This is a genomic window from Nocardioides pantholopis (genome assembly GCF_003710085.1).
Classification (GTDB): Bacteria; Actinomycetota; Actinomycetes; order Propionibacteriales; family Nocardioidaceae; genus Nocardioides; species Nocardioides pantholopis.
Genome location: NZ_CP033324.1, coordinates 180,104 through 192,778 on the forward strand (window position 1 = coordinate 180,104; position 12,675 = coordinate 192,778).

12 protein-coding genes are annotated in these 12,675 nt (G+C 72.4%); 10 read left to right on the top strand and 2 right to left on the bottom strand.

Annotated elements, in window-relative coordinates:
- Positions 1 to 32 precede the first annotated feature (32 nt).
- From EBO35_RS00825 to araA, 9 genes are all read left to right on the top strand, one after another.
- Positions 33 to 1,055, top strand: a complete 1,023-nt coding sequence (locus EBO35_RS00825; protein ID WP_122816047.1) for an ABC transporter substrate-binding protein — start codon at positions 33 to 35, stop codon at positions 1,053 to 1,055.
- 85 nt (positions 1,056 to 1,140) lie between these two features.
- Positions 1,141 to 2,046: an ATP-binding cassette domain-containing protein gene (locus EBO35_RS19805; RefSeq protein ID WP_241153796.1), complete on the top strand. Its 906-nt coding sequence runs from the start codon at positions 1,141 to 1,143 to the stop codon at positions 2,044 to 2,046.
- A complete protein-coding gene (locus EBO35_RS19810) occupies positions 2,043 to 2,720 on the top strand; it encodes an ATP-binding cassette domain-containing protein (RefSeq protein ID WP_241153797.1) in 678 nt (225 codons plus the stop codon). The genes EBO35_RS19805 and EBO35_RS19810 overlap by 4 nt, the downstream gene beginning before the upstream one ends.
- Positions 2,713 to 3,792 (top strand): ABC transporter permease, encoded by a 1,080-nt coding sequence (locus EBO35_RS00835; RefSeq protein WP_206422629.1) that lies wholly within the window; start codon positions 2,713 to 2,715, stop codon positions 3,790 to 3,792. Before EBO35_RS19810 ends, EBO35_RS00835 begins: the two co-directional genes overlap by 8 nt.
- Complete coding sequence (yjfF, locus tag EBO35_RS00840) at positions 3,789 to 4,790, top strand: galactofuranose ABC transporter, permease protein YjfF (protein ID WP_122816048.1); 1,002 nt, start codon at positions 3,789 to 3,791, stop codon at positions 4,788 to 4,790. The genes EBO35_RS00835 and yjfF overlap by 4 nt, the downstream gene beginning before the upstream one ends.
- The gene (locus EBO35_RS00845) at positions 4,787 to 5,866 is read left to right on the top strand and encodes a LacI family DNA-binding transcriptional regulator (protein ID WP_206422630.1); all 1,080 of its coding nucleotides are present in this window, start codon (positions 4,787 to 4,789) and stop codon (positions 5,864 to 5,866) included. Before yjfF ends, EBO35_RS00845 begins: the two co-directional genes overlap by 4 nt.
- The gene (gene araB / locus EBO35_RS00850; RefSeq protein ID WP_122816049.1) at positions 5,859 to 7,553 is read left to right on the top strand and encodes a ribulokinase; all 1,695 of its coding nucleotides are present in this window, start codon (positions 5,859 to 5,861) and stop codon (positions 7,551 to 7,553) included. Before EBO35_RS00845 ends, araB begins: the two co-directional genes overlap by 8 nt.
- Positions 7,550 to 8,236, top strand: coding sequence for an L-ribulose-5-phosphate 4-epimerase (locus tag EBO35_RS00855; RefSeq protein ID WP_122816050.1), 687 nt, complete (start codon positions 7,550 to 7,552; stop codon positions 8,234 to 8,236). The genes araB and EBO35_RS00855 overlap by 4 nt, the downstream gene beginning before the upstream one ends.
- Before the next feature lie 77 nt (positions 8,237 to 8,313).
- Positions 8,314 to 9,831: an L-arabinose isomerase gene (gene araA / locus EBO35_RS00860; protein WP_122816051.1), complete on the top strand. Its 1,518-nt coding sequence runs from the start codon at positions 8,314 to 8,316 to the stop codon at positions 9,829 to 9,831.
- A 50-nt stretch (positions 9,832 to 9,881) separates the two neighbouring features.
- Here araA and EBO35_RS00865 read toward each other — a convergent pair whose 3' ends face one another.
- Together EBO35_RS00865 and EBO35_RS00870 are read right to left on the bottom strand one after the other, a co-directional pair.
- Positions 9,882 to 10,721, bottom strand: a complete 840-nt coding sequence (locus tag EBO35_RS00865; protein WP_122816052.1) for an alpha/beta hydrolase — start codon at positions 10,719 to 10,721, stop codon at positions 9,882 to 9,884.
- An 82-nt stretch (positions 10,722 to 10,803) separates the two neighbouring features.
- Positions 10,804 to 12,156, bottom strand: a complete 1,353-nt coding sequence (locus EBO35_RS00870; protein WP_164477741.1) for an MFS transporter — start codon at positions 12,154 to 12,156, stop codon at positions 10,804 to 10,806.
- Positions 12,157 to 12,228: 72 nt separating this feature from the next.
- On the opposite strand from EBO35_RS00870, the gene EBO35_RS00875 reads away from it, so the two are divergent.
- Entirely contained in the window at positions 12,229 to 12,660 is a 432-nt protein-coding gene (locus EBO35_RS00875; RefSeq protein WP_164477742.1) for a MarR family winged helix-turn-helix transcriptional regulator, read from the top strand.
- The last annotated feature ends 15 nt before the right edge of the window (positions 12,661 to 12,675 follow it).

Sequence of the window (12,675 nt, forward strand, 5' to 3'; positions counted from 1 at the left end):
CGATCTGCCGACGTTCTGCCGATGAGCTGCCAATGATCTGGAGGAAGACAGTGGCGAAGAAGAGCCTGATCGCGGCGAGCGCGATCTCCTTGGGTGCCGTGCTGCTCTCGGCCTGCGGCGACGACTCCGACTCCGGGAACGACGCCGCCGGTGGCGGGGGCGACGACTCGATCACGATGGGCTTCGCGCAGGTCGGCGCCGAGAGCGGGTGGCGCACGGCGAACACGAAGTCGGTCCAGGACTCGGCGAAGGCCGAGGGCATCGAGCTGAAGTTCACCGACGCCCAGGGCAAGCAGGAGAACCAGATCGCGGCGATCCGGTCCTACATCCAGCAGAAGGTCGACGTGATCGCGTTCAGCCCGGTCGTCGAGACCGGCTGGGACGCGGTCCTCCAGGAGGCCAAGGCCGCGAACATCCCGGTGATCCTCACCGACCGCGCCGTCGACTCCGAGGACGACTCGCTCTACGAGACGTTCCTCGGCTCCGACTTCGTCCTGGAGGGCGAGCAGGCCGGCCAGTGGCTGGTCGACAACGCGGCGGACGCCGACGCCAACGGCGACGGCACTATCAACGTCATCCAGCTCGAGGGCACCACCGGCGCCGCCCCGGCGCTCGACCGCGCGGAGGGCTTCGCTTCCACCATCGAGGCCGAGCCGACCATCGAGGTCACCGCCTCCCAGACCGGCGACTTCACCCGCGACGGCGGCAAGCAGGTCATGGAGTCGTTCCTGCAGTCCGACGACACGATCGAGGTCGTCTACGCCCACAACGACGACATGGGCCTGGGTGCGATCGAGGCGATCGAGGCCGCCGGGAAGACGCCGGGCCAGGACGTCAAGATCATCACCGTCGACGCCGTCAAGGACGGGATGACAGCGCTGGCCGAGGGCAAGATCAACTTCATCGTCGAGTGCAACCCGCTGCTCGGTCCCCAGCTGATGGACCTGGCCAAGAAGGTCGTCGCCGGCGAGGAGGTCGAGCCCCGGGTCGTCACCGAGGAGACCACCTTCACCCAGGAGCAGGCGAAGGCCGCCCTCCCCGACCGCCAGTACTGATCCGGCGCGGATCAGCCCTGGCAGGCGCTTTCGGATGCCGCAGCAGCCACCACGTCGCTCGGTCGCACCAGCACGGAGGAACGAGATGACGCAGATGGACGTCGACCCTGCGCAGACCGACGCCACTCCGCCCGGCCGGGCGCCGGTGATCGAGATGCGCGACATCTCGATCACCTTCGGCAGCGTCCGCGCGCTCAGCGAGGTCTCGCTGCGGCTCTACCCCGGCGAGGTGCACGCGCTGATGGGCGAGAACGGCGCCGGCAAGTCCACGCTGATCAAGGCGCTCACCGGGGTGTACGCCGTCGACGCCGGCACGGTGCTGGTCGGCGGGGAGGAGCAGGTTTTCCACTCCCCGTCCGCCGCGCAGGCCGCCGGGATCAGCACGGTGTACCAGGAGGTCAACCTGGTCCCGAACCTCACAGTCGCGGAGAACATGCTGCTGGGCCGCGAGCCCCGCCGGTTCGGCGCGATCAGCGTCCGGGCGATGAACCGCCGGGCGCGCGAGACCCTCGAGGGGCTCGGCCTGGACATCGACCCGGCCTCGGTCCTCGGCGAGCACCCGATCGCGGTCCAGCAGCTGGTCGCGATCGCCCGCGCCGTCGACGTCGACGCCCGGGTCCTGATCCTCGACGAGCCCACCTCGAGCCTGGACGCCGACGAGGTGGCCAAGCTCTTCGAGGTGATGCGCCGCCTGCGCGGGCAGGGCGTCGCGATCGTGTTCGTCTCCCACTTCCTCGACCAGGTCTACGAGATCGCCGACCGGATGACGATCCTGCGCAACGGCCTCCTGGTCGAGGAGCGCATGGTCGCCGAGACCAGCCAGCTGGAGCTGGTCCGGCTGATGATCGGCCGGGAGCTGGCGGTCCTGGAGCGCCTGGAGAGTCAGGCCAACACCGCCGCCGTGGCCGGGACCCCGGTGCTCCGGGCGCTCGGGGTGGGCCGCAAGGGCTCGCTCGAGGCGACCGACCTGGACCTGTACGAGGGGAGGTGATCGGGCTCGCCGGCCTGCTCGGCTCCGGCCGCACCGAGCTCGCCCGGCTGCTCTCCGGCGCCGACACCGCCGACACCGGCGAGGTGGCGATCCGCTCCGAGCGGCGCCGGCTGCGCAGCCCGCGGCACGCGATCGACCGCCACATCGCGTTCTCCAGCGAGGACCGCAAGGCCGAGGGCGTGGTCGGCGACCTGACAGTCGCCGACAACATGCTGCTCGCCCTGCAGGCCTCCCGCGGCTGGCTCCGCCCGATCCCGCAGGCGACCCGGACCCGGCTGGTCGAGCAGTACCTCCGGGCGCTCGACATCCGCCCGGCCGACCCGACCGCGCTGATGCGCAACCTCTCGGGCGGCAACCAGCAGAAGGTGCTCCTGGCGCGGTGGCTGATCACCGAGCCGGAGATCCTGATCCTCGACGAGCCCACCCGCGGGATCGACATCGGCGCCAAGACCCAGATCCAGGCCAAGGTCGCCGAGCTCGCCGAGCAGGGCATCTCGGTGGTCTTCATCTCCGCCGAGCTCGAGGAGGTGCTGCGCCTCAGCGACCGGCTGGTCGTGATGCGCGACCGGCGCAAGATCGACGAGCGCCCCAACCGCGACGTGAGCGTGAGCGACGTGCTCGAGATCATCGCGGGCGAGGCCCGCTCCGAGCAGGAGGAGGCCCCCCGTGGCTGAGTCCCCGACCCGGGTCCGGCGGCTCCTGGGCCACCAGCTGCTGTGGCCGGTGCTGGCGCTCGCGGTGCTGCTGGTCCTCAACGTCGTCGCGACGCCGAGCTTCCTCGACATCCGGATGCAGGACGGCCATCTCTACGGCAACCTCGTCGACATCGTCCGCAACAGCGCGCCGGTGCTGCTGGTCGCGCTCGGCATGACCCTGGTCATCGCGACCCGCGGCATCGACCTCTCCGTCGGCGCGATCGCCGCGATCGCCGCGGCCGTGGCCTGCACGCGGATCGTGGGCGCCGGGGACGAGGGCGCCCTGGTCACCGCGGTGATGGCCGCCACCTACGCCCTCGTCGTCTGCGTGCTCCTCGGTGCGTGGAACGGCTTCCTGGTCTCGGTGCTGGGCATCCAGCCGATCATCGCGACACTGATCCTGATGGTCGCCGGCCGCGGCATCTCGATGGCGGTCACCGACGGCCAGATCACCACCGTCAACAACGGCTGGTTCAGCGACCTCGCCTCCGGGTTCGTGCTCACGGTGCCGCTGGCGTTCCTGATCGCGCTGGGCGTCTTCGCGCTCACGGCGCTGCTGACCCGGCGTACGGCGCTCGGCATGCTGATCGAGTCGGTCGGCATCAACCCGGAGGCCAGCCGGCTCGCCGGCGTCCGGTCCCGCACGATCATCTGGACCGTCTACGCCTTCTCCGGCCTGTGCTCGGGGATCGCCGGCCTGGTCATCGCCGCCAACACCAACTCGGTCAACGCCAACAGCCTGGGGCTGTGGATCGAGCTCGACGCGATCCTCGCCGTCGTGATCGGCGGCACCTCGCTCGCCGGGGGCCGCTTCTCGCTGACCGGGACCCTGATCGGCGCCCTGTTCATCGCGACCCTGAGCCGCACCATCCCCAACATCGGGATCCCCTCGGAGGCCAACTACCTGTTCAAGGCAGTCGTCGTGATCGCGGTCTGCCTGGTCCAGTCCCCGAAGGCCCGCGCGGTCCTCCGCGTCCGGCGCTCCGGCCCCCCAGCACCACCGGCACCCCCGGCACCCGCCGCTCCCGCGAAGGCAGGTTCCTCGGCATGAGCACCGCCACCGCCCCCGCCCCCTCGGTCTGGGACCGCGTCCGGGGCTACAGCCCGCCCACCCGCTACCTGCCGGTGATCGCCACGTTCGCGCTGCTCGTCGGCCTGTTCGGGGTCGGCGGCGTGCGCTACGAGGGCTTCGCCGACCCGCAGGTTCTGCTCAGCCTGCTGATCGACAACGCGTTCCTGATCGTGCTCGCGGTCGGCATGACCTTCGTGATCCTCACCGGCGGCATCGACCTCTCGGTCGGCTCGGTGGTGGCGCTCTCGACGATGATCGCCGCGAAGACGCTGGAGCTGGGGTGGTCGCCGTACCTCTCCATCGCCGCGGTGCTGGCCACCGGCACCCTGCTCGGGCTGCTGATGGGCCTGCTCATCCACTACTTCGACATCCAGCCGTTCATCGCCACCCTGGCCGGGCTGTTCCTGGCCCGCGGCCTGACCTACCTGATCAGCGTCGAGTCGATCTCGATCAGCGACGAGACCTTCACCCAGCTGGCCTTCAAGACCGTCTACTTCGGCGAGTACTACCTGCGCTGGACGGCGATCGTCGCGCTGGCGACCGTCGCGATCGCGGCGTACGTCCTGGCCCGGACCCGCTTCGGCCGCACCGTCTACGCGATCGGCGGCAGCGAGAGCTCGGCGATGCTGATGGGCCTGCGGGTCGCGGTCACCAAGGTCGGCGTGTACGTGATCAGCGGCTTCTGCGCCTCGCTCGCCGGGCTGCTGTTCTCCCTCTACATCCTCTCCGGCAACAGCCTGCACGCGATCGGGATGGAGCTGGACGCGATCGCCGCCGTCGTCATCGGCGGCACCCTGCTCACCGGTGGCCGCGGGTACGTCGTGGGCTCGCTGCTGGGCGTCCTGGTGCTGGGGATCATCAAGACGCTGATCTCCTTCGACGGGACCCTCAGCTCCTACTGGATCCGGATCATCACCGGAGTCCTGCTGCTGGCCTTCGTCGTGGTGCAGCGCTTCGCCACCCGGCGGCAGCCGTGAGCGAGGCCGCCCGCACGCCGGCCGAGCGGACGCCGGCGGAGCGGACGCCGGTGATGGCCGACGTCGCACGGCTCGCCGGGGTCTCCCACCAGACCGTGTCCCGGGTCGTCAACGGGCAGCACAACCTGCGCCCGGAGACCCGGGAGCGGGTGCTCGAGGCGATCCGCCAGCTCGGCTACCGGCGCAACACGGCGGCGCGGGCGCTGGTGACCCGGCGCTCGGCGACCATCGGCGTGATCGGCTCCAAGGCCGGCTTCTGGGGGCCCAGCACCGTGCACCGCACGATCCAGGCGGCCGGCCGCGAGGCTGGCTACTTCGTCAGCTCGGCCAACCTGCCGAGCCTGACCCGCGAGGAGCTCGTCGACGCGATTAGCCACCTGCGCGACCAGAGCGTGGAGGCAATCGTGCTGATCGGCGGCACCGACGACGCGCTCGAGGCGGCCCGGGCCCAGGAGGACCTCGGCATCCCGGTCGTCGTCGTGGAGGGCGACGAGACCAAGACCCGCTGGACCGTGGGCGTGGACCAGGTGGCCGGCGCCGAGCTGGGCACCTCGCTGCTGATCGAGCTCGGCCACACCGAGATCCTGCACCTGGGCGGCCCGCCGTCCTGGACCGAGGCCAGGTCCCGGCTCGCCGGCTTCCAGAACGCCATGTACGCCGCGGGGCTGCACCCCGCCCCGGCCGTCACCGGCGACTGGTCAGCGCGCAGCGGCTACGAGGCCGGCCGGGGCATCGCCCGTCGCGGCGACGTGAGCGCTGTGTTCTGCGCCAACGACCAGATGGCCCTGGGTCTGCTGCGAGCGCTGGCCGAGGCCGGCCGGTCGGTCCCCGGGGAGGTGAGCGTGGTCGGCTTCGACGACATCCCGGAGGCGGCGTACCTCATCCCGCCCCTCACCACCGTGCGCCAGGACTTCACAGCGGTGGGCCGCCGCGCCATCGAGATCATCCAGGCCGCGCTCGCCGGGGAGCCCGGCCCCGGGCGGCTGATCGAGCCCGAGCTCGTCGTCCGCGCCAGCACCGGGGCGCCCGGGACCCGAACCGACCGAGCCAGCAGCAGGAGGTGGGCAGATGCCTGACCAGTACGTCGTGGGCGTCGACTACGGCACGCTCTCCGGACGCGCCGTCGTCGTCCGGGTGAGCGACGGGGCCGAGCTCGGCACGGCGGTGCACGAGTATCCGCACGCAGTCCTCGACACCACGCTGCCCGCCTCGCTGACCGGCGCCGATGCGCGCCGGCTGCCCGCGGAGTGGGCCCTGCAGGTGCCGGAGGACTACCGGGAGGTGCTGCGCACGGCGGTGCCCGCGGCGGTGGCCGCCGCCGGCATCGACCCGGCCGACGTCGTCGGTCTCGGCACCGACTTCACCGCCTGCACGATGGTGCCCTGCCTGGCCGACGGCACCCCGCTGAACGAGGCCGGCCACGCCGACCGGCCGCACGCCTACGTGAAGCTGTGGAAGCACCACGCCGCCCAGCCGCAGGCGGACCGGATCAACCGGCTCGCCGAGGAGCGGGCGGAGGCCTGGCTGCCCCGGTACGGCGGGCTGATCTCCTCGGAGTGGGAGTTCGCCAAGGGACTCCAGCTCTTCGAGGAGGACCGGGACCTCTACGACCGCATGGAGCACTGGGTCGAGGCCGCCGACTGGATCGTGTGGCAGCTGTGCGGGCAGTACGTCCGCAACGCCTGCACCGCCGGCTACAAGGGCCTCTACCAGCGGCTCGACGGCGCGGCCGGCAGCTATCCGACCCGCGCCTACCTGGAGGCGCTGGCCAGCGGCTTCGGGTCGTTCGTCGAGGAGAAGGTGGCCCACCGGATCGGCCAGCTCGGCGAGCCCGCCGGCCTGCTCACCACGCAGGCCGCGGCCTGGACCGGGCTGCCCGCCGGGATCCCGGTCGCGGTCGGCAACGTCGACGCCCACGTCACCGCGCCCGCCGCGCAGGCGGTCCGGCCGGGCCAGATGGTCGCGATCATGGGCACCTCGACCTGCCACGTGATGAGCTCCGACGTGCTGCGCGAGGTCCCCGGCATGTGCGGGGTGGTCGACGGCGGGGTGATCGCCGGCAGCTGGGGCTACGAGGCCGGACAGAGCGGCGTCGGCGACATCTTCGGCTGGTTCACCGCGACCTCGCTGCCCCCGGCGTACGCCGAGGCGGCGGCGGCCGCGGGGGAGTCCCCGCACCAGCACCTGACCCGGCTGGCAGCGGCGCAGGCGGTCGGGCAGCACGGCCTGGTGGCGCTGGACTGGCACTCGGGCAACCGGTCGGTGCTGGTCGACCACGAGCTGTCCGGGCTGGTGCTCGGCCAGACCCTGGCGACCCGGCCCGAGGACGTCTACCGCGCGCTGCTGGAGGCGACCGCGTTCGGGACCCGGGTGATCATCGAGGCCTTCCGTGACGCCGAGGTCCCGGTCGAGGAGCTCGTCGTCGCCGGCGGGCTGGTCCGCAACCCGCTGCTGATGCAGATCTACGCCGACGTCACCCGGCTGCCGCTGTCGGTCCTGGACTCCGAGCAGGGGCCGGCCCTCGGCTCGGCCATCCACGCGGCGGTCGCCGCCGGGTGCTTCCCCGACGTCCCCACCGCGGCCAAGGCCATGGGCCGGGTGCGCCCGGCGGCGTACCTGCCCGACGAGGCCCGCGCGCAGGCCTACGACGAGCTCTTCGGGGTCTACCTCGAGCTGCACGACCACTTCGGCCGCCGGACCACCACGATGCGGCGGCTGAAGGCGATCCGCAGGTCCGCGCTGGCCGGGGAGGAGGGGGCATGAGCGCCGTCACCGGGGTGCAGGAGACCGTCGCCGCGCTGCGCCGCGAGGTCTGCGCGCTGCACGAGCAGCTGATCCGCTACCAGCTGGTGGTGTGGACCGCCGGCAACGTCTCGGCGCGGGTGCCGGGCCACGAGCTGCTGGTGATCAAGCCCAGCGGGGTCGCCTACGACGAGCTCACGCCGGAGAACATGGTGGTCTGCGACCTCGACGGGCGCGTCGTCGAGGGCGAGCACGCCCCGTCCTCGGACACCGAGGCGCAGGCCTACGTCTACCGGGAGCTGCCGCAGGTCGGCGGCGTGGTGCACACCCACTCGACCTACGCCACCGCGTGGGCCAGCCGGGGCGAGCCGGTCCCGTGCGTGCTGACGATGGTCGCCGACGAGTTCGGGGGCGAGATCCCGGTGGGGCCGTTCGCGATGATCGGCGACGACTCGATCGGGCGCGGCATCGTGTCGACCCTGCGGGCGAGCCGCTCCTCGGCGGTGCTGATGCGCAACCACGGGGTCTTCACGGTCGGGCCGACCGCCGCAGCCGCGGTCAAGGCCGCGGTGATGTGCGAGGACGTCGCCCGCACCGTGCACATCGCCCGCCAGATCGGCGAGCCGGTGCCGATCGCGCAGCACCACGTCGACGCCCTCCACGACCGCTACCGAAACGTCTACGGCCAGCCCGGCCAGCACTGAGCCGCCGCGACCCCCCGCCGCCCCCCGTGTCCCGCCCCGCGCCCGACCCCCGTCGGGAGCGCCCCCGAAGGAGCACCATGACCACCACCTCCCCGTCCACCGCCGTCCCCGAGGTCTGGTTCCTCACCGGGAGCCAGTCCCTCTACGGGCCCGAGACCCTCGACCAGGTCGCGGCGCAGTCCCGGGAGATCGCGGCCCGCCTCGACGCGCGGCCGGACCTGCCGGTCCGGGTCTGCTGGAAGCCGGTGCTGCTCGACGCCGACTCGATCTCCCGCCAGCTGCTCGAGGCGAACAGCGAGTCGGGATGCGTGGGCGTGATCGCCTGGATGCACACGTTCTCCCCGGCGAAGATGTGGATCGCCGGGCTCGACGCGCTCGCCAAGCCGCTGCTCCACCTGCACACCCAGGCCGGCATGGAGCTGCCGTGGTCGACGATCGACATGGACTTCATGAACCTCAACCAGGCCGCCCACGGCGACCGGGAGTTCGGCTTCGTCCAGTCCCGGATCGGCGTGGCCCGCAAGACCGTCGCCGGGCACGTCGACTCCCCGGTGGTCGCCGCCCGGGTGGCGGACTGGGCGCGGGCGGCCCTCGGCCGCGCCGAGCTGGCCCGGCTGCGGCTGGCGCGGTTCGGCGACAACATGCGCGACGTCGCTGTCACCGAGGGGGACAAGGTCGAGGCCCAGTTGCGCTTCGGCGTCTCGGTCAACACCTACGGCGTCAACGACCTCGTGGCGCTGGTCGACCAGGTGCCCGACGCCGAGGTCGACCAGCTCGTCACGGAGTACGCCGACAGCTACACGGTCGCGCCCGAGCTGCTCCCGGGCGCCGAGCGGCACGCGTCGCTGCGCGACGGCGCCCGCATCGAGCTGGGACTGCGGACGTTCCTCACCGACGGCGGCTTCGGCGCCTTCACGACGAACTTCGAGGACCTCGGCGGCCTGCGCCAGCTCCCGGGCCTGGCCGTGCAGCGGCTGATGGCCGACGGCCACGGCTTCGGCGGCGAGGGGGACTGGAAGACCTCGGTGCTGCTGCGCGCTGTCAAGGCGATGAGCGTCGGCCTGCCCGGCGGCACGTCGTTCATGGAGGACTACACCTACCACCTGGTCCCGGGGGAGGAGAAGATCCTCGGCGCCCACATGCTCGAGGTCTGCCCCACGATCACCACCGCCCGGCCCTCGCTGGAGGTCCACCCGCTCGCGATCGGCGGCCGCGACGACCCGGTGCGGCTGCGGTTCACCGCCGACCCCGGCCCCGCCGTGGTGGCCGGGCTCTCCGACCTCGGCGACCGGTTCCGGCTGACCGTCAACGAGGTCGACGTCGTCGAGCCGGACCAGGAGCTGCCGCGGCTGCCGGTCGCGTGCGCGGTGTGGCGGCCGCGGCCCTCGCTGGCCACCTCGGCCGAGGCGTGGCTGATGGCCGGCGCCCCCCACCACACCGTGCTGTCCCAGGCGATCGGCCGCGAGGTGCTCGAGGACTTCGCCGAGATGACCCGCACCGAGCTGCTGACGATCGACGCCGACACCACGCCGCGCGCCTTCCAGCGCGAGCTGCGCTGGAACGCGGCGTACCACCGGCTGGCCGCCCGGCTCTGACGCCGGGTCCGCCCACTCCAGGTCAGCCACTCCAGGTCAGCGACTCCAGGTCAGCGGGGCTCGAGCTGTCGTCGCAGGAACGATGCCGCGGAGTCGATCGCCCGCGCGGCGGTCGGGTCGGTGGCGTGGTCGTGCTGGAAGACGTGGGTGGCGCCGGCGTACACCTCGAGGGCGACGTCGACGTCGGCGGTCGCGGCCCGGGCCGCGAGGCGTGTGCTGTCGTCGAGCAGGACCTCGCGGGAGCCGACCTGGAGCAGGAGCGGGGGCAGTCCACGCAGATCGGCGAGAAGCGGACTGGCGAGCGGGTCGCGACCGTCGCTGCCGGCGAGGTAGAGGTCGGCGTACGCCCGGATGTCGGCGGCGTCGAAGACCGGGTCGGCGGCCTCCTTGCCCGTCAGGCTCGCGCCGGACAGGGTGAGGTCGAACCATCCCGAGAACGCCGCGAGGCCGGCCGGCAGGCCCAGTCCGGCCTCGCGGGCGGCGAGCATGGTCGCCAGCGCGAGGCCGCCGCCCGCCGAGTCGCCCGCGAGAACCAGCCCGGCGGGGTCGACGTCGACCAGCAGCTGCCGGTACGACGCGAGCGCGTCGTCGACTGCTGCGGGGAAGGGGTTCTCCGGGGCCAGCCGGTAGTCGAGGGAGACGGCGCGCAGCCCGGCCCGCGCTGCGAGCCCGGCAGCGAGCGGAACGCCGGTGCGGTCCGCGCCGATGGCGTAGCCGCCGCCGTGCAGGTAGAGCAGCGTGCCCGTCCCGCGGACGGCCTGCGGCACCGCGATGTCGACGGCGGGCACTCCGCCCAGCGTGGTCTCGGTGATCCGGGTGCCGTCCGGCAGCGGCAGCCGACCGAAGGATGCGTAGAAGGTGCGGAGCTCGTCGAGCGACTGCTGGTCCATGGTTCTCCTTGGAGGGGACGGACGGGACCGGGGCGGGACGGAAGACAGCGTGCCTGGCGAGCGGACGGTGCGGCACGCCAATTCAGGTCGAGGTTTCGTGCGGTGTGGGAGCCGGTGTGGCTGTCGATCCCGCCTGCTGGCGCAGGGCGAGGGCCGACCCGACGACCAACGCGAGGGCCGTGACGCCGATGGCGATGCTGGTCGCGTGGGCGGTGATCGCCGCGAGGGCCACGGGGATGGCCAGGCCGACACTGGCTCCGAGCTGTTGCAGGGTCGTTCCGACGGCGCCGGCGACTCCTGCGTGGGGTCCGGCGTCACGGTTCATGGCGCTGTTCGCGGCCGGCATGACCTGGGAGGTCCCCAGTCCCATCACGCCGAGCGCGGCGAGAACCGCGGCGAGACTGGTCGGCGACAGCGCGAAGACGATCTGTCCGGCGCCGAGGAGCGCGAGCCCGACGCCGATCTGGCGGTCCGGTGGCCGGGCGCCGAGCCGGCGGGAGAGGAACAGGCCCAGCTGGATGGCCGCCGGGTAGATCGAGAACAGGGCACCGGTGGCCAGCGGTGCGAGGTGATGGTCGTGCTGGAGCGAACCGTTCGCCGACACGAACGTGGCGATCGTGGCGACACCCCACAGGAAGAGCCCGTAGTAGGCCACGCGCCTGGTCGCGCTCTCGAACAGCGCGGCCGGGATCAACGGAGCCGTCGAGCGCCGCTCGGAAGCCGCGAACCCGATCAGCACCAGGGCGCCGGCGACCCCGGAGGCCGTCGCCCGCCCCGGGTCGTCCACGACCGTGAGCGCCTGGATGACCAGTGCAGCCCCCGCGGCCAGGACGGCGCCCCGCCAGGAGCCGCGCCCGTGCCCCGGTGAGCGCTCGACGTCGTCCCCGGCGAGGGTCGAGAGAACCAGGGCCACCACGACGAACGCGACGTTGACGTACAGGCACGCCCGCCAGCCCGCGAGCTGGGTCAGCACCCCTCCGAGCAGCAGCCCGATGGCGGTCCCGCTGCCCATGATCATCCCGAAGACGGCGTACGCCCGGTCGCGGCCCGCATCGGGGAACGCGGCCGAGAGGCGCGCCATCGCCGCCGGCGTCATCGCGGCCGCGGCGACCCCCTGGGCGACCCGGGCACAGATCAGCAGCCAGCCCAGGTCGGCAGCGCCTCCCACCGCCGAGGCGAGTCCGAAGGCGATCAGGCCCAGCGTCATGACGCGGCGATATCCGACTGCCTGGGCGACCCGGCCTCCGGCGATCATCAGCGAGCCCGCCGCCAGGACGTACGCGGCCATCACCCAGGCCACGGCCTGCGACGACAGGTGCAGATCGGCGGCCATCCCGGGGAGCGCCAGGGCCAGGATGGTCGCGTCGACACCGACCATCAGCTGGCCGGTCACCACCGCGCCGAGGACCAGCCACGGCTTTGGCCTCTCGCTCACGACATCCCTCCCTATGGTTGGTGGCACCAACGCAACGTAAATCGTTGGTGTCACCAACGCAAGGGAGATGTCGTGCCTGACCGTCCACCCCAGCGACTGCTGGAGACGCCCAGCTGGCTGCTGACCCAGATCGCGGCGAGCGCGGGTCGGCGCAGCCGCGAGGTCTTCGACTCGCTCGGAGCCGGCCGCTACCACTACGCGATCCTCTGCGCCGTCGAGGAGTTCGGCCCCTGCAGCCAGGTTGAGATCGGCGGCCGGCTGAACATGGACAGGAAGGACGTGGCTCAGCGGGTTCTCGAGCTCGAGGACCAGCAGTGCCTGCGGCGCCGCCCGGACCCCGCGGATCCGAGACGCAACCTCGTCCGCATCACCGCTCACGGACGGGACCGGCTCGACCAGATCCACGCCCGGCTGACGGTCGCCCAGAACGAGCTGTTGGAGCCGCTCGCGCCCCAGGAGCGAACCAGCCTGATCGCAGCCCTGCAGAAGATCCTCGGCCGCTAGCGAGGGGCGACGACG